Source organism: Kitasatospora sp. NPDC058046, from assembly GCF_042885595.1.
Lineage (GTDB): Bacteria > Actinomycetota > Actinomycetes > Streptomycetales > Streptomycetaceae > Kitasatospora.
The window spans coordinates 280,495-307,060 of the sequence record NZ_JBHVRS010000004.1 but is presented as its reverse complement, the minus strand read 5'-3'; the positions used below and the strand labels follow the sequence as shown (position 1 = coordinate 307,060).

Below are 26,566 nucleotides of genomic sequence, written 5' to 3'. Positions count from 1 at the left end.
TCAGAGCTGCCTGGTCACAGGCCGATCGCTACCCGGGGGGTGACGATCAGTAGTTGTCGACCGGGCGGACCCGGATCCAGGTCTCCAGGTAGTTCGAGGACTCGTTCTCGACCTCGATGCTGGTCCCGGTCTTCGGGACGTTGACACCGCTGTACTGGTCGTCCTTGCTCCACCACGACTTCAGGTCGTTGAACTCGTCGACGCCCTTGGCCTTCGGGATGACGGTCTCGACACCGGCCTTGTGCAGGGTCAGACCGGAGGTGCGGCGCGAGCCGAAGGTGGAGTCGTAGCCCTGCATGCGCGGACGCATCAGGGTGCCGTCGGTCCACTTCATCGGAGTCGGGTGCGAGTCGACCGGCAGGATCAGGCCCTGGCCCGGGTGGGCGCTGACGTTGTTGTCGGTCTGCGACTCGTCCCAGTACCAGATCAGCAGGCCGGGCTGGTACGAGTAGTGCTCGACCCAGTTCGGCTTGTCGGCGAAGCCGAAGTTGTACGGGCCGGTCTTCAGGGTCTGGTCGAAGGACACGTACTGCCGGTTCTCCGAGATGTAGTACTGCGCGTAGTCCTTGGTGTACGAGCCGCCGAAGCGGGAGAACCCGTCGGCCACCCAGCCGTTGTCACCGTTCTCGACGTCGTCGCTGAACACGGTGGCGCCGTCGGCGACGACCGCGATGTTGTCCAGCGTCAGGCCGCGGAAGTGCAGGCCGCCGTCGGTGGTGTTGTGGTAGCGGAACTTGACCTTCTGGCCCGCGTAGGCGTCCAGGTTGAAGGACAGGTCGCCCCAGGCGGCCACCTGGCCGCTGATGGCCGGACGGCCGTTCTCGCGCGGCAGCGCGGTCCCGTTCCAGGTGCCGTCGACGACGGTCCAGGTCTTGCCGCCGTCGGTGGAGACCTCGCCGAACGCGTAGTCGAAGTCCTGCTCCAGCTCGTACCAGGCCTTGGCGTTGATGCTGGCCTTGGTCTTGCCGGTCAGGTCGATGTCACGGGTGAGCGTGACGTTCAGGTTGTCGGCGCTGCCGCTCCACCACTCACCGGTGCCGCCGAACGGCTTGTTGATCTCGGTGGTGATGCTCTTCTTCGGCAGGTCGACGATCAGACCCTGCGGCAGGTTGCTGTTGTACTCCGCCGGGCCGATGTGGTGGGTCGACTCGGTGCCCGCCTTGGCGTGGTCGGCCTTCAGCCAGCCCAGCTTGTACTTGCTCCAGGCGTCGAGGTCGTTCGGCATGTCGCCGATGCTGTCCTTGCCCTCGCCGAGCCAGGAACCGGAGGACATCAGCGACCAGAAGCCGACCGAGTTGTCGATGCCCTTGCCGGCGGTGTCGTAGAGGTCCGGCAGACCGAGGTCGTGGCCGTACTCGTGGGCGAAGACGCCGAGGCCGCCGTTCTCCGGCTGCATCGTGTAGTCGCCGATCCACAGGCCGCTGTTGCCGACCTGGACGCCGCCGAGCTTGTTGCCCTCGGGACCGGCCGTGCCCTGCAGGTTGCCGTAGACGTACGAGCGGTGCGCCCACAGGGCCTTGCTGCCCTGCTTGCCGCCACCGGCCGACTTGTCCTCGCCGGCGTGCACGATCTGGAAGTGGTCGATGTACCCGTCGGGCTGGTTGAAGTTCCCGTCGTGGTGCGAACCGTAGCGGTCCCACTGGTCGTACTGGGCCAGCGTGGCCTTGATCTGGGCCTCGGTCTGGCCCTTGGCCTGCTGGTCCTTGTACCAGATGTCCACGGCGTCGCGGATCAGGTCCTGGGCGCTGGCGCAGACGTTGGAGCCGCAGTAGTCGGAGCCGTACCGGGCCTCGTTCCACGGCACCCGGACCCAGTCCGAGACCACGCCGTCGACCGAGTAGCGGCCCGAGGACTGCTTCTCGTAGTAGGTCTTCAGCGAGGGCTTGTCCTTGGCGAAGTACAGGTCCTGGTAGTGCTGCTGGTTGTAGTCGGCCTGCCACTCGGTCGAGTTGTTGGTGGCCGGGTCCGGCTTCTCGATCTCGTTGTGCTTGGGGCCGGCCTCGCCGCCGTACTTGACCTTGCCGTCCGGCGTCTTGGTGGTGTTGTCCACCTGGTCACCGAAGTCGACCAGGATGGTGAAGATCTTGTCCGTGCGCTCGCGAGCGAGCTCGACGTACTTGTCCTTGCCGAGCTTCACGCTGGTGCTGCCGTTGTGCTGCTCGACCTCGGCGGTGCCGTTGAGGAGCTTCTCGGTGGCGGCCTTCTGCTCCGCCTCCACCTTCGCGGTCAGCGGGCCCGGAAGGTTGTGCTCGGTGTTCTGGACGGCGTCGGCCGGGTCCCGCGGGACCGGGGCCGAGCCGACGGCGACGGCGGAGGCCGGGAACAGGCCCGTGCCGAGCGCGACTATGACCGCTGCGGCCGTGGCAGCCGCAGCGGTTCTCCTGGTGTTCTTCAACGTTGTGACGTCCTCCCCGACCAGGGCCCAGCTCTTGGCCAAAGCCCGGCAAACCAAAATGAAAGACAGGTGGACGTCATTTGATCCAAGCGTGCACGGAAAAGATAGACCTTGACCATGACATGGTCACGGCGCTATCCTCCGCGACTTCCCATCATCTGACCGCCTGTCAACCGTATGTTCGTGAAAGGTCGGTGAGAAACCGAGCGCACCCGCACCAGCCAGCGCGGGGGCCAGCCGACCCGGCCCGCACCGGTTCGGTTGGCGGCGGGAGCGAACGCACCGAGCCCCCGGCGTCAACGCCGGGGGCTCGGTGGCTGTGAAGTTGTCTGTTAAAAGTTGGGTTACTTCGTCAGGTCCGGACCGGACGAGGCGACCGCGGCCGGGGTGTCCGCGACGGCCGACTTCTCCTCGCCGCGGAAGGTGAACTTGGCTTCCTTGCCCTCGCCCTCGACGTCGACGACGACGATGTGGCCGGCCCGCAGCTCGCCGAAGAGGATCTTCTCGGAGAGGTGGTCCTCGATCTCGCGCTGGATGGTGCGGCGCAGCGGACGGGCACCCAGGATCGGGTCGTAGCCGCGCTTGGCCAGCAGCTTCTTGGCCTCGACGCTGAGCTCCAGGCCCATGTCCTTGTCCTTGAGCCGCTCGTCCACCTTGTCGATCATGAGGTCGACGATCTGGATGATGTCTTCCTCGGACAGCTGGTGGAACACCACGATGTCGTCGACACGGTTCAGGAACTCGGGGCGGAAGTGCTGCTTGAGCTCCTCGCCGACCTTCGCCTTCATCCGCTCGTACCCGGTCTGGGTGTCACCCGCGGCCGCGAAGCCGAGGTTGAAGCCCTTCGAGATGTCCCGGGTGCCGAGGTTGGTCGTCATGATGATGACGGTGTTCTTGAAGTCGACCACGCGGCCCTGGGAGTCGGTCAGGCGACCGTCCTCCAGGATCTGCAGCAGCGAGTTGAAGATGTCCGGGTGGGCCTTCTCGACCTCGTCGAAGAGGACGACCGAGAACGGCTTGCGGCGGACCTTCTCGGTCAGCTGGCCGCCCTCCTCGTAGCCCACGTAGCCGGGCGGGGAGCCGAACAGCCGGGAGACGGTGTGCTTCTCGGAGAACTCGGACATGTCGAGCGCGATCAGCGCGTCCTCGTCGCCGAACAGGAACTCCGCCAGCGTCTTGGACAGCTCGGTCTTACCGACACCGGACGGGCCGGCGAAGATGAACGAACCGCCGGGGCGCTTCGGGTCCTTGAGGCCCGCACGGGTGCGCCGGATGGCCTGGGAGAGCGCCTTGATGGCGTCCTTCTGGCCGATGACGCGCTTGTGCAGCTCGTCCTCCATGCGCAGCAGGCGGGACGTCTCCTCCTCGGTCAGCTTGAAGACCGGGATGCCGGTGGCGGTGGCCAGGACCTCGGCGATGAGCTCCTCGTTGACCTCCGCGACGACGTCCATGTCGCCGGCCTTCCACTCCTTCTCGCGCTTGGCCTTGGCCTGCAGGAGCTGCTTCTCGTCGTCGCGCAGGGACGCGGCCTTCTCGAAGTCCTGCGCGTCGATCGCGCTCTCCTTCTCGCGGCGCACGTCGGCGATCTTCTCGTCGAACTCGCGCAGGTCCGGCGGCGCGGTCATCCGGCGGATGCGCATTCGGGAGCCGGCCTCGTCGATCAGGTCGATCGCCTTGTCCGGCAGGAAGCGGTCCGAGATGTACCGGTCGGCCAGGGTGGCGGCGGCGACCAGGGCGGAGTCCGTGATGGAGACCCGGTGGTGGGCCTCGTAGCGGTCGCGCAGACCCTTGAGGATCTCGATGGTGTGGGGCAGCGAGGGCTCGGCGACCTGGATCGGCTGGAAGCGGCGCTCCAGCGCGGCGTCCTTCTCCAGGTGCTTGCGGTACTCGTCCAGGGTGGTGGCACCGATGGTCTGCAGCTCGCCACGGGCCAGCATCGGCTTGAGGATGCTGGCGGCGTCGATGGCGCCCTCGGCGGCGCCCGCGCCGACCAGGGTGTGCAGCTCGTCGATGAACAGGATGATGTCGCCGCGGGTGCGGATCTCCTTGAGCACCTTCTTCAGGCGCTCCTCGAAGTCACCGCGGTAGCGCGAGCCGGCCACCAGGGCGCCCAGGTCCAGCGTGTAGAGCTGCTTGTCCTTGAGCGTCTCCGGGACCTCGCCCTTGACGATCGCCTGGGCCAGGCCCTCGACCACGGCGGTCTTGCCGACGCCGGGCTCACCGATCAGCACCGGGTTGTTCTTGGTGCGGCGGGACAGCACCTGCATGACCCGCTCGATCTCCTTCTCGCGCCCGATGACCGGGTCGAGCTTGGCCTCGCGGGCGGCCTGGGTGAGGTTGCGGCCGAACTGGTCCAGGACCAGCGAGGTCGACGGGGTGCCCTCGGCGGGCCCGCCGGCCGTGGCCGACTCCTTGCCGCCGCCGGTCTGGTAGCCGGAGAGCAGCTGGATGACCTGCTGGCGCACCCGGTTGAGGTCGGCGCCCAGCTTCACCAGGACCTGGGCGGCGACGCCCTCGCCCTCGCGGATCAGGCCGAGCAGGATGTGCTCGGTGCCGATGTAGTTGTGGCCGAGCTGAAGGGCCTCGCGGAGCGAGAGCTCCAGGACCTTCTTCGCCCGGGGGGTGAAGGGAATGTGACCGGACGGGGCCTGCTGGCCCTGGCCGATGATCTCCTCGACCTGCTGGCGAACGGCCTCAAGAGAAATCCCGAGGCTCTCCAGGGCCTTGGCGGCGACGCCCTCGCCCTCGTGGATCAGACCCAGGAGGATGTGCTCGGTGCCGATGTAGTTGTGGTTGAGCATCCGGGCTTCTTCCTGAGCCAGGACGACAACCCGCCGCGCGCGGTCGGTGAACCTCTCGAACATCGTTTATCGCTCCTCAGAGCGGTCGGGCAGTTCGGGGTCCGTCCCCGCCCTGTCCTTCCGCATGCTAGTCCCGCTCAGCGGCGCGGCCCACGGATTCACTCCCCGGTAGAGGAGCGAGATGCTGCGCGACCAGCCGACACCAATCCCAACCTGGTGTTGGGAAACGGTGTTCCCACAGGTGGGCCGGATGCACCGGATTCCGCTACGCCATCGGCGAACACGTGCCGCCGACGCCGCCGCCGGAACCCCTCCGGCCGGTCGCACATACTGCCCCTGGACGGGCCGAAGAACCCGTCCACCTGCATTCATACCCGGTATCGGGGCGGTTCTCGCGCAGTTTCCGCGGTGGCGGTGTTCGCCTGGCGAGAAGTCGGGCCGCGGTGACGGCGGTTCGACGGCGGACGGGGTGCCGGGCACGTCGCCCCGGTGCCGTCCGCGTTGCCGCTTCGCCCCTACAGCGTCGCACGGCCCGTGATTGTTCCGCCGCCCGAGCCGCTGCCCGGGACGGCCCCCGGGGCCGGCCGCGGCGGGTTCCTCCGGGTACGCGCCGCGGGGCGCGGAGGAGACTCCTCCGCGCCCCGTGCGTGTGATGGTGGCGGCCGTCCCCGGCCGCCGGGCCCCGCACCCGCTCCGGCGGGCCCGCGGCGCCGGGATCAGGACGCGTTGGCCTTCTCGTAGGCCTCGCGGACGTTGCTCGGAACGCGGCCGCGGTCGTTGACCTCCAGGCCCTGCTCCTTGGCCCACGCGCGGATCTTGGCGGTGTCCGGGGCGCCGCCGCCGGCCGGACGCGCCGCGGTGCCGCGGCCCGGACGACGGGCGCCGGCGAGCCGGCCGCTCTGCTTGCGGCCCTTCTCCACGTACGGCGCCAGCAGGCCGCGGAGCTTGTCCGCGTTGGCGCTCTTCAGGTCGATCTCGTAGGCAACGCCGTCGAGGGCGAACGTCACCGTCTCGTCCGCCGAACCGCCGTCGAGATCGTCTTCAAGAATGACCTGCACCCTCTGTGCCACGGGCTTCCCTTTCCGCTAAACGACCCATTGCCTAAGGAAAGGAAAGCGCCTTTCTCCGGAAAACACAAACCCTTGACCCGGTTGGAGCGGCTCAGAGGTGCAGCAGCATGCGCGAGTTGCCCAGTGTGTTGGGCTTCACCCGCTCCAGGTCGAGGAACTCGGCGACGCCTTCATCGTACGAGCGGAGGAGTTCTTCATAGACATCCGTAGCGATCGCCGCCGGGTCTGTCGTACCATCATCGGTTTCCTGGACCTCGCCGATCTCGACGAAACCGTGTTTCGCGAAGAACGCGACCTCGAACGTCAAGCAGAAAATCCGACGGACGCCCAGCCAGCGCGCGGTCTGCACCAGCTTCTCCAGCAGCAGGTGCCCGATCCCGGTGCCCCGGGCGACCGGATCCACCGCGAGCGTGCGGACCTCGGCGAGGTCCTCCCACATCACGTGCAGTGCGCCGCAGGCCACCACCACGCCGTTGTCGTCCCGTTCCGCGACCCAGAACTCCTGGACGGATTCGAACAGTGTGACTGTGGGCTTGTCCAGCAGAATGCCGTCGCGTGAGTAGGTGTCGATGAGCCTGCGCACTGCCCGCACGTCCGTGGTCCGCGCCCGGCGGATGGTGACCTCCATGGTCGGGACGTTATCGCGCCGCTCCCGGTTCCGTCCCACCGGTATCCGGTCCGCCGTCCGCGGAATCCGCGCCGGCCGGATCGGGCGGGAACAGAGCGGCCACCCGCAAGGCGTCCCGGAGCGCTTCGCGTTGCTCGGGCGACATCAGGCCGAAGAAGTGCACCAGGGCCGCCGCCGGATTGTCACCGGTGGCCCAGGCGTCGTTCATCAGGGCCGCCGTGTACGCCTCACGCGAGGAGACCGGTTCATAACGATAGGCCCGGCCGACCCGCTCGCGGCGCAGCCAGCCCTTTCTGTGGAGCTTGTCCAGGACGGTCATCACCGTGGTGTACGCGATTTCGCGTTCCGACCGCAGATCCAGGAGAACCTCGCGAACCGTGACCGGTCGGTTCCACTGCCACACCCGGGTCATGATGGCGTTCTCAAGTTCGCCGAGTTGCCGGACCATAGTGCGGCCAGGATAGGGAGTGAATGGGGCAAATCTTGTGAAGTGCGCCAAACCGGCGCGCCGCCACCCCCGGGAATCGGGAATGGCGGCGCGCCGGTCGTTCGGGGCGGCTGACGGGGTCAGTCGAGGTCTTCCTTGGCCCGCTGGGCCCCGCCCTGGCTGCGGACGATGGCCCGCACCAGGAATCCGAAGCCGATCGCCATGACCAGCGGCGGCACGATCGCGCTGACGTAGTCCATCAGGTCACTCCTCCTCGGTCTTCTCCGCCGTCGCGGCGGAAGCCTTCGGCTCCGGCTTCACCAGCGGGAAGAGCACCGTCTCCCGGATGTTCTTGCCGGTCAGCAGCATGATCAGGCGGTCCACGCCGAGGCCGAGGCCACCGGTCGGGGGCATCGCGTACTCCAGGGCGCGCAGGAAGTCCTCGTCCACCTGCATCGCCTCGACGTCGCCGCCGGCCGCCAGCAGCGACTGGGCGGTGAGGCGGGCGCGCTGCTCGACCGGGTCGACCAGCTCGGAGTAGGCGGTGCCGATCTCGGTCCCGAAGATCACCAGGTCCCACTTCTCGGCCACGCCGGGCCGCGAGCGGTGCTGGCGGGTCAGCGGGGAGACCTCGGTCGGGTAGTCCTTGATGAAGGTCGGCCGGACGGCGTTCTCCTCCAGCAGGCGCTCGACCATCTCCAGCACGATCTGACCGTGGCCCCAGTCCTTCTCGAACGGGATGCCGTGCTCGGCGGCCAGCTTGCGCAGCTCCTCGACGCCGGTCTCCGGGGTGACCTCGACGCCCAGGCGGGCCGAGATGCCCGGGTAGACGCCGATCTCCTCCCACGGCTCGGCCAGGTCGATCTCGTGCTCGACGCCGTGCGCGTCCACGCCCCTGATCACCGTGGTGCCCAGCGCGTCCCGGGCCGCGTTGACGATCGTCTCGCGGATCAGCTCGGCCTGGGTGTCGTAGTCGCCGTACGCCTCGTACGACTCCAGCGAGGTGAACTCCGGGTTGTGGGTGGAGTCCGCGCCCTCGTTGCGGAAGTTGCGGTTGATCTCGAAGACCTTCTCGGCGCCGCCGACCACCAGCCGCTTGAGGTACAGCTCGGGGGCGATGCGCATGTAGAGGTCGATGTCGTACGCGTTGATGTGGGTCTTGAACGGACGCGCGTTGGCGCCGCCGTGCACCGGCTGGAGCATCGGGGTCTCGACCTCGATGTAGCCGCGGTCCTCGTAGGTGCGGCGGATCGAGCGGACGACCTTGCTGCGCAGGTGCAGGATCTCGCGGGCCTCGGGGTTGACGATGAGGTCCACGTAGCGCTGGCGGACCCGGGCCTCCGGGTCGGTCAGGCCCTTGTGCTTGTCCGGCAGCGGACGCAGGCACTTGGCGGTGAGCTCCCAGCGGTCCACCATCACGGACAGCTCGCCGCGCTTGGAGGTGATCACCTCGCCCTCGACGCCGACCTGGTCGCCGAGGTCGATGTCGGCCTTCCAGGCCGCCAGCCGCTCCGGGCCCAGCTTGTCGAGGGAGAACATCACCTGGAGGTCGCCGGTGCCGTCGCGCAGGGTGGCGAAGCAGAGCTTGCCGCCGGTGCGGGAGAGGATCACGCGGCCGGTGACGCCGGCCCGCTCGCCGGTCGCGGTGTCCGGCTCCAGGTCGGGGTGCTTGGCACGCAGGTCCGCGATGGTGGTGGTGCGGGGGAAACCGACCGGGTACGGGTCGACACCGGCCGCCCGGAGCCGGTCGAGCTTCTCGCGCCGGACGCGCATCTGCTCGGGAAGGTCGTCGGTCGCGGGAACAAGGCTCTGATCGCTCACCCCACAAGGGTAGCCAGCCACACACGGTGCTCCGCGCCGGGATTGCCGCGGGGGAGGCCGCGACGGCGGCCTCCCCCGGATCGGACGCGGACGGCTCAGCCGGTGCCGGTGGCGAGTTCGACGTCCTCGGGGGCGTCGTCGGCGGGCGGGGCGGGGTGGGCGGGGGGCTTGGGGCGGCGGCCGAACAGCTCGGCGGGGGTGGGCATCCGGTGCGGACGGGGCGGGGTCTTCGCGGCGGCGGGCTGCTCCGGGCGGGAGTCGGTGCTGCTCATGGGGGTCCGTCCTCCTACAGGGGTGGGGTGACTGTGCGGCGGTGCGGCGGGACTCGGTACGGCCACCAGGTGGCGGGGCGGTCCGCTGTGGAGGGCGAGCCGCTCGCGGACGGCGGCCTCGGCCAGCGCGTGGCAGCGCCCGGCCAGCCGGGAGCGGCGGGCCCGCTCGCCCTGGCCGCAGGGCTGGCGGCTCAGTCCGCGCAGTGCGGTGAGGTCCTCCGGCCCGGGCAGGTACCCGTCGGACACCGCCTCCTCCAGCCGTTCCAGGTAGCCGGGGGCGCTGCCGGGCAGGGCGGAGCGGTAGCGTCCGAGGTCGGCGAGCAGGAAGGCGCGCAGCCGGCCGCCCTCCTGGACGGCCTCGTCGATCGCCTCGGTGAGGCGCAGGGCGTCCTGGACGTCCTCCGCCCAGAGTTCGGCGCCCGGCCCGGCGAGGGCGGGCCGGACGGGCCCCTGGAGGTGGACGGGCACGGCGGGGTGGAGGGCTTGGGCGAGGGCGCGGCGCAGCACGCGGACTTCGTCGGCGCTGAAGGCCATGCCGCCGCGCGATCCGTGTGGCGTAGGCATGGGCTGACACTACGTGACGAATATCCGATTTGTCGGTAACGTCGCGCCGAACCACCCACGGTCGGCCCGGCGAAGAAGCCTTTCGCCGCCACCTGTAACGCCACCCGGGGCGCACCTGGTCATCCAGGTGTCAGGGGAGAACGAGCGAGGGGGCCCGGCAGGATGCGACCGGACGGTCAGGGGAAGGCGGCCCGGGGCGGGCGGCGGGACGAGGACTTCCAGGCCTTCGCGGCCGCCCGCGCCAGACCGCTCTACCGGTCGGCCTGCCTGCTCACCGGCGGGGACACCCACCTCGCCGAGGACCTGGTGCAGGAGGCCCTCGGGCGGATCTACGCCCAGTGGCACCGCACCTCCTGGTTCGGGGCCAAGCGCCGGATCGACAACCCGGCCGGGTACGCGCACACCGTGCTGGTGCGGGCCTTCCTCTCGCACCGCGTCCGCCGCTCCAGCGGCGAGCGGCCGGTCGAGGCGGTGCCGGACGGCGCGGCCCCGCAGGGCGACCCGGAACTGCGGCTCGCCCTGGTGGACGCGCTCGGCCGGCTCGCCCCGCGCGACCGGGCGGTGCTGGTGCTCCGCTACTGGGAGGACCGCAGCGTCGAGGAGACCGCCGCGGTCCTGCACAGCACCCCGGGCGCCGTCCGGACCCAGGCCTTCCGCGCGCTCGGCCGGATCCGCACGGTGCTCGGCAGCGGCCTCGACGACCTCGCCGAGCGCTGAGCCGGCGCGTCACGTCACGTCAACCCACTTGGTAGAGAGGTTGGTTCAGCATGTCCGCAGAGCACGACGGGCCCGAGGAGCGGTTCGAGCGGGCCTTCACCGAGGCCCTCGGCCGGGCCGGCGAGGCCTACGACACCGAACCCGGCCCGCTGGTCGACACCGGCTGGTCGCACGGCCGCCGGCTGCGCCGCAGGCGGCGGATCGGCACCGCGGCGGGCGCCGCCGCGCTGGCCCTGGTCGGGGTGGGCGGGGTCGCGCTCGGCGGCCTGCTGCCCGGGCGGGGTACGGCGGTGGCCGGTCCGGCGGCGGCCCCGTCCGCCGGTCCGGTCTCCGGCGCGGAGTTCCAGCGGATGCTCACCGAACTCCTGCCGTCGCCGACGGTGCAGGTCGGCGAGGCCCGGGGCACCGAGAGCGACACCCCGCAGTTGCGGCTGGTGGTGGACGACGGCCACGGCCCGGCGCAGTACCTGCTCTGGATCACCCGCTTCCCGGGTGGCGAGGACACCGACTGCCCGGCCGTGCCGACCGGCGACGACACCTGCACCCAGACCACCCTCCCGGGCGGCGGCCACCTGCGCCTCTACCAGGCCGGCACCCGGGACGGAGAGCCGGCCGGATCGAAGACCTGGTCGGCCAAGCTGACCGTGGACGGGTACCAGCTGATGCTCCAGGAATGGAACCGCAAGCCGCTGGAGCAGGGCACGCCGATCACCAGGACCGACCCGCCGCTGACCATGGACAAGCTCGCCGAGGTAGTCACGGACCCGCGCTGGAAGCAGGTCATGGCGGCCATTCCGCAGGCCTCGGCGGTGGGTTCGCTCCCGAGCCCCCGGTTCGGGGTCTCGGTGCCGCTGCCGACCCCGCTGACGGGGCCGACGCAGTTCACCGTCGACGTGCCCCCGTGGTCCGGCCTGACCCCGCCGCCGCAGGGCGGCCCGATCACCCTGCCGGCCACCCCGAGGCCCGGCAGCTGAGCGCCGCTCAGCTCGCGGGGCGGTTGCGCTCGTACACCAGGCGCAGGCCGATCAGGGTCAGCCAGGGCTCGTGCACGTCGATGGTGCCGGCCTCGCCGAGGACGAGCGGGGCCAGGCCGCCGGTGGCGATCACCTGGACGTCGTCCGGGTCCTTGGCGAGTTCCCGGGCCATCCGCTCCACCAGGCCGTCGACCTGGCCGGCGAAGCCGTAGAGGATGCCGGACTGCATGCCCTCGACGGTGTTCTTGCCGATCACGTTGCGGGGGCGGGCCAGCTCGATCTTGCGCAGCTGGGCGCCGCGGACGCCGAGCGCCTCGACCGAGATCTCGATGCCGGGGGCGATCGCGCCGCCGACGTAGTCGCCGCGCGCGTTGACGGCGTCGAAGGTGGTCGCGGTGCCGAAGTCGACCACGATGCACGGGCCGCCGTACAGGTGGTTGGCGGCCAGCGCGTTGACGATCCGGTCGGCGCCGACCTCCTTGGGGTTGTCCATCAGGACGTGCACCCCGGTCTTCACGCCGGGCTCCACGATCACCGCGGGGACGTCGCCGTAGTAGCGGCGGGTCACCTCGCGGAGCTCGTGGAGCACGGCGGGGACGGACGAGCAGATCGCCAGGCCCTCCACCGCGGCCTCCTTCACCGCGGTGTGGCTGCCCATCAGCCCTTGCAGCAGCACCGCCAGTTCATCGGCCGTGCGGCGCGGATCGGTGGAGATCCGCCAGTGTTCCACCACGTCCTCGCCGTCGAACAGGCCGAGCGTGGTCTGGGTGTTGCCGACGTCGATGGTGAGGAGCACGGGGACGCTTTCTGCGAGTCGGGACGGGACTGCGGCCGACCTGACGGTCAGGCGCGCAGGTCCAGGCCGATGTCCAGGATCGGCGAGGAGTGGGTGAGCGCGCCCACGGCCAGGTAGTCGACACCAGTCTGGGCGACCTCGCGCGCGCTGGCCAGGGTCAGACCGCCGGAGGCCTCCAGCTTCGCCCGGCCGGCCACCAGCGCGACGGCCTCCTTCAGCTGACCGACGGTGAAGTTGTCCAGCAGGATCAGGTCCGCCCCGGCCTCCAGCACCGGCGTGATCTGCTCCAGGGTGTCCACCTCGACCTCGACCGGCAGCTCCGGGTACGCGGCCCGGACGGCCCGGAAGGCCTCGGCCACGCCGCCGGCCGCGACCACGTGGTTGTCCTTCACCAGCGCGGCGTCAGAGAGCGCCATCCGGTGGTTGGCGCCGCCGCCGCAGCGCACCGCGAACTTCTCCAGCGCGCGCAGGCCCGGGGTGGTCTTGCGGGTGTCCCGGACGACGGCGCCGGTGCCCTCCAGGGCGTCCGCCCAGGCGCGGGTGGCGGTGGCGATGCCGGACAGGTGGCAGAGCAGGTTGAGCGCGCTGCGCTCGGCGGTCAGCAGGTCGCGGGTGCGGGAGCGGACCGAGAGCAGCACCTGGCCGGCCTCGACCCGGTCGCCGTCCTCGACGTGCCGCTCGACCTCGAACTCCTCCTCGCAGACCAGCGAGACGACGGCCTCGGCGACCCGCAGGCCGGCCACCACGCCGGCCTGGCGGGCGGTGAAGTCGGCGGTGGCGACGGCCTCGGCGGGCACGGTCGCCACCGAGGTGACGTCCTCGCCGCCGGCCAGGTCCTCGGCGAGCGCCAGGGTGGCGATGTCCTCGACCTCGACCGGGTCCAGCCCGGCCTGCTCCAGCAGCTCGGCCAGCTGCGGGTCCAGACCGGTCTCGTAGCCCTCGCCGTCCCCGCAGGCGCAGCCGTCGCCGCAGCCGCCCTGGTCGGCCAGGGGGAGTTCCTCGTGGGAGTGGGTCATGGTTCTACTGCTCCTCAGGGGTGCTGACGGGACCGCCGGTGGCGGCGAGGGTGGTGATCAGGTGGCGCCGCCAGTGGGCGTCGTCGCGCTCGGGGAAGTCCTCGCGCCAGTGGCAGCCGCGGGTCTCCTCGCGCTGCGCGGCGGCCGTGACCAGGGCGGTCGCGACCAGCAGCAGGTTGGCGGCCTCCCAGGTCTCCACCCGGGGGTCGGCCGGCTTCTCCTCGGCCACGTGGGAGCGGGCCTGCTCGGCGAGCAGGGCCAGTCCGGCCGCGGTGTCGGCCATCGACGCGGCGGAGCGCAGGATGCCCGCGCCGCGCGACATCAGCCGCTGGATCTCGGCGCGCGCCTCCGACGGGGGCAGCGGGACGGGCTGCGCGGCGCGGGCGGCGGCGACGTCCACCGCGCGCTCGGGCAGGTCGCCGGCCGCGTCCAGCCCCGCCAGGTCGGCGGCGATCCGCTCGGCGAAGACCAGGCCCTCCAGCAGCGAGTTGGACGCCAGCCGGTTGGCGCCGTGCACCCCGGTGCAGGCGACCTCGCCGCAGGCGTACAGGCCGGGGACGCTGGTGCGGCCGTGCCGGTCGGTGCGGACGCCGCCGGAGGCGAAGTGCGCGGCCGGGGCGATCGGGATCGGCTCGGTGACCGGGTCGATGCCGTTGGCGCGGCAGAAGGCGAGGATGGTCGGGAAGCGGTGCTCCCACATCTCGGCGCCGAAGTGCCGCCCGTCCAGGAACATGTGCTCGGCGCCCTGCTCCTGCATGCGCCGGGTGATCGCCTTGGCGACGATGTCGCGCGGGGCGAGTTCGGCCAGCTCGTGCTGGCCGACCATGAAGCGGACGCCGTCCGCGTCCACCAGGTGGGCGCCCTCGCCGCGGACCGCCTCGGAGACCAGCGGCTGCTGGCCCTCGGCCTCCGGACCGAGCCAGAGCACGGTGGGGTGGAACTGGACGAACTCCAGGTCGGTGACGGCGGCGCCGGCCCGCAGGGCCAGGGCCACGCCGTCGCCGGTGGAGACCGCCGGGTTGGTGGTGGCGGAGAAGACCTGGCCCATGCCGCCGGTGGCGAGCACCACCGCGCGGGCCCGGACGGCGCCGACGCCGTCGCGCTGGCCCTCGCCCATCACGTGCAGGGTGAGCCCGGCGGCGTGGCCCGCCGCGTCGGTCAGCAGGTCGAGGACGAGCGCGTGCTCGATCAGCTCGATGCCCGGGTCGGTGCGGACGGCGGCGACCAGGGCGCGCGATATCTCGGCGCCGGTCGCGTCCCCGCCCGCGTGGACGATCCGGCGGCGGTGGTGGCCGCCCTCGCGGGTCAGCAGGACCTCGCCGTCCTCGCCCCGGTCGAACAGGGCGCCGGTGGCGATCAGCCGGCGGACGGCGTCCGGGCCCTCGGTGACCAGGGTGCGGACGGCCTCCTCGTCACAGACGCCGGCGCCGGCCACCAGGGTGTCGTCCAGGTGCTGTTCGGGGGTGTCCCCCTCGCCCAGGGCGGCGGCGACGCCGCCCTGGGCCCAGCGGGTGGAGCCTTCGTCCAGCACGGCCTTGGTGACCACCATGGCCCGCAGGCCGGCCTTGCGGACGTTGAGCGCGACGGTGAGGCCGGCGACCCCGGAGCCGACCACGACCACGTCGGTGGCGGCGGTCCAGCCGGGGGCCGGTGCGGTGAGGCGGTGCGTGGACATGGGTGGCTGGCTCCTTCAGCGCGAGACGGCGTCGGCCGCGCCGTTGCCGTCACCGTACGCCCTGTCACCCCGGAGCAGTCCGCTGCCCTCCGGGGCCTCCGCCGGGTCCCCGCCCAGGCCGGTGATCCGGTTCCGCCCGTCCACGAAGACGATCTTCGGCTCGTAGCCCTTGGCCTCGGCCGTGTCCATCTGCCCGTAGGCGATGAGTATGACGAGGTCGCCCGGGTGGACGAGGCGGGCGGCGGCGCCGTTGATGCCGATCACGCCGGAGCCGCGCGGGCCGGCGATGGTGTACGTCTCCAGCCGGGCGCCGTTGTCGATGTCGACGATGTGGACCAGCTCGCCGGGGAGCAGGTCGGCGGCGTCGAGCAGGTCCTCGTCCACCGTGACGGATCCCACGTAGTGCAGGTCGGCCTGGGTCACGGTGGCCCGGTGGATCTTGGACTTGAGCATGGTGCGGAGCATTGCGGGTCACGCCTCCTGTGAGTGCATGCCTGAAGGGGGTTCTTACTGCGGTACTACCGAACGATGATGCGGACGTTGTCGATCAGGCGGGTCGGGCCCACCTTCGCGGCGACGGCCAGCACCGCCTCGCCCTGGAAGTCGTCCGCCGCCTCGGAGAAGTCGTGCGGGTCGATCAGGGCGAGGTAGTCCAGGGTGACGCCCTCGGCGCCGTCCAGGGCGGCCGAGGCGGCCTCGCGGACGGCCTTCGGGCCCTGCGCGGCGGCGTCCCGGCCGGCGAACAGGGCCTTGGACAGGGCGAGCGCGTGCTCGCGGTCCTCCGCCGAGAGGTAGCGGTTGCGCGAGGACAGCGCCAGGCCGTCCTCCTCGCGGACGGTCGGCACGCCGACGATCTCGACGTCGAAGTCCAGGTCGGCGACCATCCGCTGGATGATCGCCAGCTGCTGGGCGTCCTTCTCGCCGAAGAAGGCGAAGTCCGGGTCGGTGATGTGCAGCAGCTTGGCGACCACGGTCAGCACGCCGTCGAAGTGGCCGGGCCGGGTGGCGCCCTCGAAGCGCTCGCCCATCGGGCCGGCCGCCATCCGCACCTGCGGCTCGCCGTTCGGGTAGACCTCCTCGGCGGACGGCGCGAAGACCACGTCGGCGCCGTGCTCCTCGGCCAGCCGCACGTCGTCGTCGAGGGTGCGCGGGTAGCGCTCCAGGTCCTCGCCCGGGCCGAACTGGAGCGGGTTGACGAAGACCGTCACCGCGACCCGGCCCTCGCGGCCGACCTGCTTGCGGGCGGCCCGGATCAGCGCGGCGTGGCCCTCGTGCAGCGCGCCCATGGTCATCACGACGGCGTTGTCGACCGGCTGCTCGTCCGGCCAGAACGCGGCCTCGAAGTCGTCCACGGTGCGGGTGACGACGGCCCGGTGGACCTTCGGCGTCCGCTGGGGCTTGTTCGGCTGCTTACCGCGTGCCATCAGTGCTCTCCTCGTTCAGTACGTCCAGCAGTGCCGCCGCCGACGTTTCGTCGATGGTTCCGTTGGCGAGCGCCCGCTGCGCGGTGGCGCGGGCCATCGCCCGGTAGGCCGCCGGGATGTCCGGGGACACCGTACTGAGCTGCGCCAGGTGGCGCCGCACGGTGCCCGCGTCGCCCCGGGCGACCGGGCCGGTGAGGGCCGCGTCACCGGAGCGCAGGCTGTTGTCCAGGGCGGCGCCCAGCAGCGGGCCGAGCAGCCGCCCGGGCTCGGCGACGCCGGCCGAGCGCAGCAGCTCCATCGCCTGCGCGACCAGGGTGACCAGGTGGTTCGAGCCGTGCGCGAGGGCGGTGTGGTAGAGCGGGCGGACCTCCTCGGGCACCCACTCCGGCTCGCCGCCCATCTCCACCACCAGCGCCTCGGCGACCGGCCGCAGCTCCTCGGGGGCGGTCACGCCGAACGGGCAGCCGGCCAGCCGGGCCAGGTCCACCGAGGTGCCGGTGAAGGTCATCGCCGGGTGCAGGGCCAGCGGCAGCGCCCCGGCCCGGGTGGCGGGCTCCAGGACGGCGACGCCGTGGGCGCCGGAGGTGTGCACGACCAGCTGGCCGGGGCGGACCGCGCCGGTGGCGGCCAGCCCGGCCACCAGGTCGGCCAGCGCGTCGTCCGGGACGGTCAGCAGCACCAGGTCGGCGGCGGCCAGCACCTGCGGCGGGGTGACGATCCGCACGCCCGGCAGCAGCGCCTCGGCGCGGCGGCGGGAGACGGCGGAGACCCCGGAGGCGGCGACCACGGTGTGCCCGGCGAGCTGGAGCGCCGCGCCCAGCGCGGGGCCGACCCGGCCGGTGCCGACCACGCCGACGGCCAGCCGGGCGGGGCGGTTGCCGGGGTCGCCTGGGTCGCCGAAAGCCTGGTCGGCGAAGTCGGACGGATTCACGTCCACCCTTGTCCTGCCTTGTCCTGAATGACCGTTCCAGTCCGCTCCACGGGTACCGGACGTACCGCCCCAGTCTACGGGGGCGCCCGGACGCCGAAGCGGCTCAGTCGCCAGCCCCGGCCCGGATCAGCCCGGCCTCGTACGCCAGCACCACGGCCTGGACCCGGTCGCGCAGCCCCAGCTTGGCCAGGATCCGGCCGACGTGGGTCTTCACGGTGGCCTCGGAGAGCACCAGCCGGGCCGCGATCTCGCCGTTCGACAGGCCCTGGGCGACCAGCAGGAACACCTCCCGCTCGCGCTCGGTCAGCGGGCCGAGGACGTCCGAGCCGGGCGCGCTCTGCGGGGTGGGCAGCACCTCGGCGAAGCGGTCGATCATCCGGCGGGTGGTGGTCGGGGCGACCACCGCGTCCCCGCCGTGCACCGCGCGGATCGCGGCCACCAGCTCGGTCGGCGGGACGTCCTTGAGCAGGAAGCCGCTGGCGCCGGCCTTGAGCGCGGCGAAGGCGTACTCGTCCAGGTCGAAGGTGGTGAGGATGAGCACGTGGGGGGCGTTCGGCAGCGGGCTGCCGTCCTCGGCGAGGCAGATCCGGCGGGTCGCCTGCACGCCGTCCAGCCGCGGCATCCGGACGTCCATCAGGATCACGTCCACCTCGGTGCGCCGCAGCTGCTCCAGGGCCTGCGCGCCGTCGCCCGCCTCGGCGGTGATCTCGATGTCGCCCTGCGACTGGAGGATCATCCGGAACCCGGTGCGCAGCAGTTCCTGGTCGTCGACGAGCATCACGCGGATGGTCAAGGTGGGACTCCTTGGAGGGGGGTGGACGGCGGACGGGGCTAGTGGGCCGCCTTGAGCGGCAGGACGGCGCGGATCCGGAAGCCGCCGCCGGGGCGGGGGCCCACGTCGAGGCTGCCGCTGACCATGCCGACCCGCTCGCGCATGCCGATCAGGCCGTGGCCGAGGCCGTCCGCGCCGCCGGCGGCCAGGTGCTCGTCGGTGCTGCCGCGCCCGTCGTCCTCCACCAGGACGGCCAGCTCGCGCTCACCGAAGTCGACCGCGACCCGGGCGTGTGCGTCGGGGCCGCCGTGCTTGCGGACGTTGGTGAGCGCCTCCTGGACGATCCGGTAGACGGTCAGCTCGACGCCGCGCGGCAGCTCGCGCGGGTGCCCGGAGGTGGCGTAGTCCACGTCGAGCCCGGCGGTGCGGACCTGCTCCAGCAGCTCCGGCAGCTCCTCGACGCCCGGCTGCGGCACGTACTCCTCGGCCTTGGTGTCGGCGGTGCGCAGCACGCCCAGCAGGCGGCGCATCTCGACCAGCGCCTGGCGGCCGGTGGAGGCGATCGTGCCGAGCGCCTCCTTGGCCTGCTGCGGGGAGTTGTCCAGCACGTACGCGGCGCCGTCGGCCTGGACGATCATCACCGAGACGTTGTGCGCGACCACGTCGTGCAGCTCGCGGGCGATCCGGGCGCGCTCGGCGGCGACCGCCACCTTGGACTGGGCGTCCCGCTCGCGCTCCAGCCGGGCGGCGCGGTCCTCCAGCTCGGTCAGGTAGGCGCGGCGCACCCTGGTCAGCCGGCCCCAGGCCCAGCAGAGGATGAACGGCGTGCTCATCAGCAGCGTGATCAGCGCCGCCTCGCCGAAGGTGTACGGGCGGGTGTGGGCGTCGCCGGCCCGGTCGAAGACCGTCTTCACCGGCATCATCTGCCAGAACACCAGCGGCCCGGAGGCCAGGCCGGCCGTCAGGGCCAGCCGGGAGATCCACTTCTGGCCGAAGGCGGCGCCGGTGTAGGCGAAGACCAGGTAGGCGATCGAGGAGCCGGCCGGCGAGATGTCCACGAGTACCTGGCCGACGCCGATGGCGGCGGCGGCGGACACCGTGAGGTCCGGGTAGCGCCGCCGGACGACCATCAGCAGCGGCAGCACCACCGCGATCGCGAGCGAGAGGTCGAAGCGCCAGCCCTCGTCGATCGAGGCGTCGTTCGGCACCAGGCCGGCGAAGAGCACCATCGCCGCCCAGGCGGCGTCGACCACCATGGGGTGACGGCGGAGCCAGGCGTTGAGTCGATGCACGTGTCCAGCGTAGGCAGTCGCTCCGTGTGCCCAGGTCCGCCGGTAGGGCGATCCGCCCTACTCCGTAGGTCGGAGAAGCACCCGATCCGATGGGGAGGGTCGACCGGGCGCCGGGTAGCGTCCAGCCCCATGACTTGGATGCGGTGGGCGCCCGCCATGGAACGGGCCCTGTACGACCCCGGGCAGGGCTTCTACCGCAGGCCGGAGGGCCCCGCCGGCCACTTCCGCACCTCCGTGCACGCCTCGCCGAGGTTCGCCCGTGCGGTGGCCCGGCTGCTGCTGGAGGTTGACGAGGCCCTCGGTCGTCCGGAGGAGCTGGCCCTGGTCGACATGGGGGCCGGGCGGGGCGAACTGCTCACCGGGGTCCTGGCCGAACTGCCCGCGGAGGTGCTGGCGCGGCTGCGCCCGTACGGCGTGGAGGTCGCCGACCGCCCGGCCGGCCTGCCGTCCACAGCCCTGTGGACGGACCGGCCGCCGCGCGGGGTGACCGGGCTGCTGTTCGCCAACGAGTGGCTGGACAACGTCCCGCTGGACGCCGGGGAGGTCGACGAGGACGGGGTGCTGCGCTACGTCGAGGTGGACACCGCGACCGGCGGGACCCGCCTCGGCGAGCCGGTCTCGGCGGCCGACGCGGCCTGGGCCGGCCGCTGGTGGCCGGTCGCGGAGCCCGGCGACGCCGTGGAGTTCGGCGGCCCCCGGGACGCCGCCTGGGCGCGGGCGGTGGCCGGGCTGGAGCGCGGCCTGGCCGTCGCCGTCGACTACGGGCACACCGCCGGGCGGCGGCCGCCGTTCGGCACGTACGCCGGATTCCGGGACGGCCGGGAGGTGGCGCCGGTGCCGGACGGCTCCTGCGACGTCACCGCGCACGTCGCGCTGGACTCCGTCGCCGTGCCCGGTCTCCACAGCCTGTGGACAACGCAGCGGGAGGCGCTGCGGGCGCTCGGCGTGAGCGGCGGGCGCCCGGCGCTCGCGCTGGCCACCAGCGACCCCGTCGGCTACCTGCGGGCGCTCAGCGGGGCGGGGGAGGGGGCCGAGCTGACCGACCCGGGCGGGCTGGGCGCCTTCGGGTGGCTGGTGCAGGCCGTCCGCATGACGGAACCGGTGAGCCTGGCGGGCCTGCCGGGATGGCAGACTCTGGGGGCATGAGGGAGACCACGGTCGGCATCGGGGCGGGAGCCGAGAACTTCACCGGCGCGGCGGGCACCACCGACATGGTGCTCAACATCGGCCCGCAGCACCCGGCCACCCACGGCGTGCTGCGCCTGAAGCTGGTGCTGGACGGCGAGCGCATCGTCAGCGCCGAGCCGGTGATCGGCTACATGCACCGGGGCGCGGAGAAGCTGTTCGAGGCCCGTGACTACCGGCAGATCATCATGCTGGCCAACCGGCACGACTGGCTCTCCGCCTTCTCCAACGAACTCGGCGTCGTCATGGCCGTCGAGCGGATGCTCGGCATGGAGGTCCCGGAGCGGGCGGTCTGGATCCGCACCCTGCTCGCCGAACTCAACCGGGTGCTCAACCACCTGATGTTCCTCGGCTCGTACCCCCTGGAGCTCGGCGGGATCACCCCGGTCTTCCACGCCTTCAACGGCCGCGAGGACCTCCAGCACGTGCTGGAGGAGGCCTCCGGCGGCCGGATGCACTACATGTTCAACCGGGTCGGCGGCCTCAAGGAGGACCTGCCGGCCGGCTGGCTCGGCCGGGTCCGCACCGCCGTCGCCACCGTGCGCTCGCAGCTGCCCGTCTTCGAGGACCTCGTCCTCGGCAACGAGATCTTCCGCGCCCGCACCGCCGGGGTCGGCGTCCTCACCCGGGCGCAGGCCGAGGCGTACGGCGTCAGCGGCCCCATCGCCCGGGCCAGCGGCCTCGACCTCGACCTGCGCCGCGACGAGCCGTACCTGGCGTACGGCTCCGAGGAGCTGCGGCAGGTGCTCACCGTGGTCACCCGCGAGGAGGGCGACTGCCTGGCCCGCTTCGAGTGCCTGCTGGAACAGACCCTCAACGCGCTCGACCTCGCCGACGCCTGCCTCGACAAGCTCGCCACGCTGCCGCCCGGCCCGGTCAACCAGCGGCTGCCCAAGGTGCTCAAGGCACCCGAGGGCAGCACCTACGCGTGGACCGAGAACCCGCTCGGGATCAACGGCTACTACCTGGTCTCGCGCGGCGACAAGACGCCGTGGCGGCTCAAGCTGCGGTCGGCGTCCTTCAACAACATCCAGGCGCTCACCGAGCTGCTGCCGGGGACGCTGGTCGCGGACATGGTGGCGATCCTGGGGTCGATGTTCTTCGTGGTCGGGGACATCGACAAGTAGGCCGGCGCCGGGGGCCGGTGCCGCCGCGTAGGGCGGGCGCCGGGGGCGGGCACCAGGGGGGCGGGTCAGTCCTTCTTGGACTTCCTGACCGGGTCCGCCGGGTGCGGGGCCACCTTGCGGTCGCCCTTGGTGGCGATCCGCTCCTCGCACAGCCGGGCCAGCACCTCGTACCCCTTCCGGCCCATCAGCTCGGTGAGCTCGGGGCGGTAGCTGACGTACACCGCGTCCGCGCCCTGGTGGGCCGCCGGTGCGCCGGTGCACCACCAGTGCAGGTCGTGGCCGCCCGGGCCCCAGCCGCGGCGGTCGTACTCGCCGATCGTGACCTGGAGGTAGCGGGTGTCGTCGGGGCGGTCGATCCAGTCGTAGGTGCGGCGGATCGGCAGCTGCCAGCAGACGTCCGGCTTGGTCTCCAGCGGCTCGCGGCCCTCCTTGAGGGCGAGCGCGTGCAGGGCGCAGCCGGCGCCGCCCGCGAAGTCCGGGCTGTTCACGAAGATGCACGCGCCGCCGACCCGGCGGGTCTGGCGGTCGCCGTCCTCGTCCAGCATGGTGATGCCGCCGTCGGAGACGATCCGGCCCTTGGCGTCGGTGCCCTCGGCGAAGTTCTCCCACAGCTCGGGGGTCAGCCGGGTCGCGTGCCCCAGGACGCGCTTCTCGTCGTCCTCGTCCGAGTAGTGCGCGCCCAGCGTGCAGCAGCCGTCCGACTCGCCGCGGCCCTCGCGGATGCCGTGGCAGCCCTGGCCGAAGACGCAGGACCAGCGGGAGGTCAGCCAGGTGAGGTCGCAGCGGAAGACCTGCTCCTCGTCGGCGGGGTCGGCGAACTCGACCCAGGCGCGGGCGAAGTCCAGCGGGACCTCGTCGCGCGGGATCTCGCGGCGCAGGCTCGGCATCGCGAGGTCGACGGGGGCGGGGGAGGCCTTGGGCTTCGCCTTGGACTTCTTCTTGGACGTTTCTGCTGGTGCCACCCGGCAAGGGTAGAGCTTTCGGGGGCGGGAGCGCGGTGGCGGGACCGGTGGCGGGGTCGGGGGTGGGGTCGGGGCGGGTTTTGCGGCGGGGCCCGGCGGAGCACGGGGCGGGGTCGGTGGTGGCGGGGTCGGCCGGGGTGAAGGCGGGGTGAAGAGGTCCGTCGGGCGCTGCGGGCGGGCCCGGGGGCGCGCCTAGGATGGCGGCCGGTCCGCGGCGGGGTCCGCGACGGGACCGCTACGGGGAGGTACGGGATGGCAGGCGGCAGCACCGGGGCGTCCGGCGGCGCGGGCGGGGAGTTCGTCCTCAAGCCGTGGGAACTGCACGGCGAGGGCCGGGAGTTCGAGAAGCTCGGCGGCGAACTGACGAAGGCCGTCGCCGCCCTGGAGCAGGGCCTCGCCGCGCTCGGCGCCCCCTGGGGCGCGGACCAGCCGGGCAGCGGGTTCGCCACCGTGTACGGGCAGGCGCGCGGTGAACTCGTCGGCGGGCTGCGGGGGTTGGCCGGGCGGGTGGCCGGGGTCGGGGCCGGGCTGCACACGATGGCCGCGCGGACGGCGGACGCGGACAGCGCGGCGGCGGGCGGGTTCGGGGCGACGGCGGTGCCGGGCGTTTCTGGGGCGTCGGCGGTGCCGGGGGTCGCGGGAGTTCCCGGGGTGCCGGGGGCAACCCCCGGGGTGGTGCCCGCCGTCCCCAAGGACATGTCGGTCTGACGGACCCGGCCCGAAGCCCGGCTCGAAGGGGGAAGCGCGTGTCCCGGAAACTGCCCGAGGAACTGGTCCCGGTGCTGGCCCGGACCGGCCGGCTGTGGCCGCAGGCCGACGAGGAGGGCCTGCGCAGGGCCGCCGGAGTCTGGCGCGAGTTCGGCAAGGAGGCCGACCGGCTCACCCGCCGCTGCGGCGAGTCCGTCCGGCGGGTCACCGCCGACAACTCCGGCCACGCGGTCGAGGCCTTCGGCGCGTACTGGCAGGCCTTCAGCGGCGGCGGCAAGGGCCACCTGGACGACGCGCACAGCGCGGTCGGGCTGGTCGCCGGGGCCTTCGACACGTCCGCGCGGGCCGTGGACACCTGCAAGGCCGAGATCATCGCGACCCTGCGGCAGCTCGCCGCCGAACTCCGGCAGGCCGAGGAGCAGGCGGCCAAGGCCAAGGAGGCGGCCGGCAAGGTCGCCGCGGCGGCGACCGGCGGCGACCCGGCCGGGAACGGGGTGGCCGGGAGCGAGGTGGCCGGGAACGGGGTGGCCGGGAACGGGGTGGTCGGCGGACTGCGGAAGGCCGTCGGCGGCCTCGCGGCCACGGTGGAGAACGCCGCCACCGAGCAGGTCGCGGCGGGCGTGGCGGCCGTCGCCGTCGAGACCGCCGCGCTGAAGATCGGCGGACTGCTCGCCGAACTCGGCCGCGCCATGAAGGACGCCCTGTCCGGCGTGCTCGAGGAGCCGGCCGCGGTCGCCCTGCTGAAGCTCGGCAGCACGCCGGGGACGGAGGTCACCGCCGCCTCGTACCGCAACGGCGCGTTCGACCCGCTCGCCGCCGGGCTGCCCGCCGCCCTCGGCGAACCGGGCGTGCTCGGCGCCGACGGCTCCGGGCTGGTGCTGCTCGCCGGGAAGGACGGCAAGCCGCTGGTCGGCGTGCCCGGGCTGACGGTCAAGGTGGACGAGCAGGGCCAGCCCGTCCTCGGCCCGGACGGGCAACCGGTCATCCTCCGCGCCGACGGCACGCCGGTGGCCGACGCCACCGGGCTGCTGGTCGTCCCGGGGCCGGACGGCACGCCGGTGGTCGGGGTGGCGGACCTGGCGGTCCGGCTGGACGAACACGGGCAGCCCGTGCTCACCGACGAGGAGGGCAAGGCGCTCCGCGGGGTGCCGCTCGCCGGGCTGACACCGGGGGCGGCTGGCCCGGGGGCGGACGGGCCGTCGGCGGTCGGGCCGGGTGGCGACAAGCCGCTCGCGGGTGCGGCGCCCGACGGGCCGACGGTGCCGACGGCGCCGGGCGCGGTGACGGTGGCCTCGGTCGCGGTGGCGGACCCGGGGGCGGTCGTCGGCAGGCCGGACGTGGCGAGCGCGGCGAGTGCTCCCGTGGGCGCGTCGGCGGGCGGTGCCGTGGCGGCCGGGGGCTCGCCGGGTCAGCACCGGGCGACGGGCGGTGGGGGTGAGGGCGGCGGTGACTGGGCACCGCCGGTACCGGCCGTTGCCGCGCCTGCCCGGCAGAGCGGCGGGTCGGCGGGCTGGTCGGACGGGGACTACCCGCTCCAGGCGCCCGCGGCCGCCTCGCACAGTGGCGGGAGTACGGGCGGGCCGGTGGCCGTACGGACGGACTCGGTGAGCGCTCCGGCCGCGCCCGCCATCGCGCCCGTCACCGCACCGTCCGCCGGAGGACCCGCGTACGGCCCGGCGCCGGAGACCCCCTCGGCGGTCCGGCCGGTCGGGGTGCCCGGGCAGTTCGGGACCCCGGCGTACGGCGGCGGGTACGGCACGTACCAGGCGGCCGGTCCGGTCGCCACCGTCGGGCCGGGGCCGCTGGCGGGCACCGGCGGCGGGCCCGCGAACGTGGCGGCCCCGTTCGGCAGCGGCGTCGGGGCGGGGGCGGCCGGCAGTCCAGGCGGCCCCGGCGGCGTGGTGGGCGGTGGGCCGGCCGTCGGCGGTCCGGTCGCTGGAGGGCCGCAGACCGGCGCGCCGGTGGCCCGGACCCCGGTCGGCGCGGCGCCGCACCCGGTCGTCGGACCGCCGCCGGTCCACACCGCGCCGCCTTCCCCGGTCGCACCCCCGGTCGTCGGGACCACCCCGGTGATCGGCCGCCCCGAGGCGCACCCGGTGGAGGCCCGACGGCGGGAGAACGCGGTGGTCCCCGCCGACCCGACCCTCGCCTGGGGCGCGGTCCCGGTCGCGACCGCCCACGCGATGGCCCTCCAACTCGCCCTGCGCGCCCGGCGCGGAGCCCCGCCGGAGGATCCGGCGTTCCGGCCGCGCAGCATCGCCGACAGCCGTCCGTACGGCCTGCCGGGCGGGCTCGCACCGGTCGACCCGGAGCACCAGGCCGAACTCGAACGCCGCGCCCCCCGGGACGCGGACGGCCTGCCCGCCCGCCACCCCGACCCGGCCGCCGGCGGCTGGGCGGAGGCCGTCAACGACGGCGGCCACCGCGAACCGGGCCGGGCCAACAACAGCCTGGAGATCGCCCTCTCGGCGGTCGAGTGCTACACCGGCCGCCCCACCTGCGCGGCCCCGCGCATCCCCACCGAGGGCGACGCCGGCGAACGCGGGGGCCGCGACCGCGCCGAACGCGAACTCGGCGCCCCCTTCCGGGACCTGGGCGACGGCGCCCCGGCCTTCGACCGCCTCGCCGACGACCTCCGCCGCGCCGGCCACGGCTCGCAGGCGGTGCTCCTCACCCTCGACACCTACGGCCGCCCGCACGCCTGGAACGCCGTCAACCACCAGGACGCCGTCACCTACCTCGACCACCAGCTCGCCCGTCAGGCCCCCACCCCCCTCCACCCCGCCACCCACGGCCTCTGGGCCATCGCCCTCACCCCCGAAGGCCGCCCCCTCCCCCTCACCCCCGCCGCCTGACCTGCGCCACTGACCCGCACCCCACACCCCGCGCAGGAAGTCGGCCCGCCGACTCTGCTGGCGAAGTATTCGATCTAGGTCAGGCTCAGGCCGTCGTGGGACTATCAGGATTCCGGTGTACGGCACCCGTTTGGTCTAGGTGTTGATCTTGTTG

22 protein-coding genes are annotated in these 26,566 nt (G+C 73.0%); 6 read left to right on the top strand and 16 right to left on the bottom strand.

The features are described 5' to 3' along the window. Nucleotides 1–46: 46 nt before the first annotated feature. The 7 genes from ACFVU7_RS11215 to ACFVU7_RS11185 form a co-directional block, all read right to left on the bottom strand. Nucleotides 47–2,395 carry an immune inhibitor A domain-containing protein gene (locus ACFVU7_RS11215; RefSeq protein ID WP_388045001.1) on the bottom strand — a complete coding sequence of 783 codons (2,349 nt, stop codon included), beginning with the start codon at nt 2,393–2,395 and terminating at the stop codon, nt 47–49. A 344-nt stretch (nt 2,396–2,739) separates the two neighbouring features. After that, complete coding sequence (locus ACFVU7_RS11210) at nt 2,740–5,259, bottom strand: ATP-dependent Clp protease ATP-binding subunit (protein ID WP_049652522.1); 2,520 nt, start codon at nt 5,257–5,259, stop codon at nt 2,740–2,742. A 653-nt stretch (nt 5,260–5,912) separates the two neighbouring features. Continuing rightward, nucleotides 5,913–6,266 carry an Lsr2 family protein gene (locus tag ACFVU7_RS11205; protein WP_049652521.1) on the bottom strand — a complete coding sequence of 118 codons (354 nt, stop codon included), beginning with the start codon at nt 6,264–6,266 and terminating at the stop codon, nt 5,913–5,915. Nucleotides 6,267–6,357: 91 nt separating this feature from the next. Next, on the bottom strand, nt 6,358–6,894 hold the full coding sequence (locus ACFVU7_RS11200) for an amino-acid N-acetyltransferase (protein ID WP_049652520.1): 537 nt from the start codon (nt 6,892–6,894) through the stop codon (nt 6,358–6,360). Nucleotides 6,895–6,904: 10 nt separating this feature from the next. After that, the gene (locus ACFVU7_RS11195) at nt 6,905–7,342 is read right to left on the bottom strand and encodes a BlaI/MecI/CopY family transcriptional regulator (protein ID WP_074001706.1); all 438 of its coding nucleotides are present in this window, start codon (nt 7,340–7,342) and stop codon (nt 6,905–6,907) included. A gap of 243 nt (nt 7,343–7,585) precedes the next feature. Next, nucleotides 7,586–9,142 (bottom strand): bifunctional lysylphosphatidylglycerol synthetase/lysine--tRNA ligase LysX, encoded by a 1,557-nt coding sequence (lysX, locus tag ACFVU7_RS11190; RefSeq protein ID WP_074001705.1) that lies wholly within the window; start codon nt 9,140–9,142, stop codon nt 7,586–7,588. A 95-nt stretch (nt 9,143–9,237) separates the two neighbouring features. Next, the gene (locus ACFVU7_RS11185; protein WP_074001704.1) at nt 9,238–9,978 is read right to left on the bottom strand and encodes a hypothetical protein; all 741 of its coding nucleotides are present in this window, start codon (nt 9,976–9,978) and stop codon (nt 9,238–9,240) included. A 162-nt stretch (nt 9,979–10,140) separates the two neighbouring features. On the opposite strand from ACFVU7_RS11185, the gene ACFVU7_RS11180 reads away from it, so the two are divergent. Both ACFVU7_RS11180 and ACFVU7_RS11175 read left to right on the top strand, forming a co-directional pair. Next, a complete protein-coding gene (locus ACFVU7_RS11180) occupies nt 10,141–10,695 on the top strand; it encodes a SigE family RNA polymerase sigma factor (protein ID WP_388044915.1) in 555 nt (184 codons plus the stop codon). Nucleotides 10,696–10,745: 50 nt separating this feature from the next. Further along, the gene (locus ACFVU7_RS11175; protein ID WP_388044914.1) at nt 10,746–11,669 is read left to right on the top strand and encodes a hypothetical protein; all 924 of its coding nucleotides are present in this window, start codon (nt 10,746–10,748) and stop codon (nt 11,667–11,669) included. Nucleotides 11,670–11,676: 7 nt separating this feature from the next. On the opposite strand, the gene ACFVU7_RS11170 is transcribed toward ACFVU7_RS11175, so the two are convergent. The 8 genes from ACFVU7_RS11170 to ACFVU7_RS11135 all read right to left on the bottom strand — a co-directional run bounded on the left by ACFVU7_RS11170 (nt 11,677) and on the right by ACFVU7_RS11135 (nt 19,575). Beyond that, a complete protein-coding gene (locus ACFVU7_RS11170; protein ID WP_074001702.1) occupies nt 11,677–12,465 on the bottom strand; it encodes a type III pantothenate kinase in 789 nt (262 codons plus the stop codon). 47 nt (nt 12,466–12,512) lie between these two features. Beyond that, nucleotides 12,513–13,481, bottom strand: coding sequence for a carboxylating nicotinate-nucleotide diphosphorylase (nadC, locus tag ACFVU7_RS11165; protein ID WP_049660205.1), 969 nt, complete (start codon nt 13,479–13,481; stop codon nt 12,513–12,515). Nucleotides 13,482–13,485: 4 nt separating this feature from the next. Then, nucleotides 13,486–15,156 (bottom strand): L-aspartate oxidase, encoded by a 1,671-nt coding sequence (locus ACFVU7_RS11160; RefSeq protein ID WP_074001701.1) that lies wholly within the window; start codon nt 15,154–15,156, stop codon nt 13,486–13,488. 15 nt (nt 15,157–15,171) lie between these two features. After that, complete coding sequence (gene panD, locus ACFVU7_RS11155) at nt 15,172–15,621, bottom strand: aspartate 1-decarboxylase (RefSeq protein ID WP_049659849.1); 450 nt, start codon at nt 15,619–15,621, stop codon at nt 15,172–15,174. 53 nt (nt 15,622–15,674) lie between these two features. Beyond that, nucleotides 15,675–16,580: a pantoate--beta-alanine ligase gene (panC, locus tag ACFVU7_RS11150; RefSeq protein ID WP_074001699.1), complete on the bottom strand. Its 906-nt coding sequence runs from the start codon at nt 16,578–16,580 to the stop codon at nt 15,675–15,677. Continuing rightward, nucleotides 16,567–17,511: a Rossmann-like and DUF2520 domain-containing protein gene (locus tag ACFVU7_RS11145; protein ID WP_074002121.1), complete on the bottom strand. Its 945-nt coding sequence runs from the start codon at nt 17,509–17,511 to the stop codon at nt 16,567–16,569. Before ACFVU7_RS11145 ends, panC begins: the two co-directional genes overlap by 14 nt. 103 nt (nt 17,512–17,614) lie before the next feature. Further along, entirely contained in the window at nt 17,615–18,304 is a 690-nt protein-coding gene (locus ACFVU7_RS11140; RefSeq protein ID WP_074001698.1) for a response regulator transcription factor, read from the bottom strand. 38 nt (nt 18,305–18,342) lie between these two features. Continuing rightward, the gene (locus ACFVU7_RS11135) at nt 18,343–19,575 is read right to left on the bottom strand and encodes a sensor histidine kinase (RefSeq protein ID WP_375877317.1); all 1,233 of its coding nucleotides are present in this window, start codon (nt 19,573–19,575) and stop codon (nt 18,343–18,345) included. A gap of 129 nt (nt 19,576–19,704) precedes the next feature. Between ACFVU7_RS11135 and ACFVU7_RS11130 the strand changes: the two genes are divergently transcribed. Together ACFVU7_RS11130 and ACFVU7_RS11125 are read left to right on the top strand one after the other, a co-directional pair. Further along, the gene (locus ACFVU7_RS11130; RefSeq protein ID WP_074001696.1) at nt 19,705–20,721 is read left to right on the top strand and encodes an SAM-dependent methyltransferase; all 1,017 of its coding nucleotides are present in this window, start codon (nt 19,705–19,707) and stop codon (nt 20,719–20,721) included. Further along, the gene (locus ACFVU7_RS11125) at nt 20,718–21,887 is read left to right on the top strand and encodes an NADH-quinone oxidoreductase subunit D (RefSeq protein WP_049660332.1); all 1,170 of its coding nucleotides are present in this window, start codon (nt 20,718–20,720) and stop codon (nt 21,885–21,887) included. The genes ACFVU7_RS11130 and ACFVU7_RS11125 overlap by 4 nt, the downstream gene beginning before the upstream one ends. Before the next feature lie 65 nt (nt 21,888–21,952). Here the strand turns inward: ACFVU7_RS11125 and ACFVU7_RS11120 are convergent, their stop codons facing one another. Next, nucleotides 21,953–22,849, bottom strand: coding sequence for a hypothetical protein (locus tag ACFVU7_RS11120; RefSeq protein WP_074001694.1), 897 nt, complete (start codon nt 22,847–22,849; stop codon nt 21,953–21,955). A gap of 252 nt (nt 22,850–23,101) precedes the next feature. Between ACFVU7_RS11120 and ACFVU7_RS11115 the strand changes: the two genes are divergently transcribed. Together ACFVU7_RS11115 and ACFVU7_RS11110 are read left to right on the top strand one after the other, a co-directional pair. Then, complete coding sequence (locus tag ACFVU7_RS11115) at nt 23,102–23,557, top strand: hypothetical protein (RefSeq protein WP_049660809.1); 456 nt, start codon at nt 23,102–23,104, stop codon at nt 23,555–23,557. Nucleotides 23,558–23,595: 38 nt separating this feature from the next. Next, on the top strand, nt 23,596–26,412 hold the full coding sequence (locus ACFVU7_RS11110; protein ID WP_388044913.1) for a toxin glutamine deamidase domain-containing protein: 2,817 nt from the start codon (nt 23,596–23,598) through the stop codon (nt 26,410–26,412). Nucleotides 26,413–26,566 lie beyond the last annotated feature (154 nt).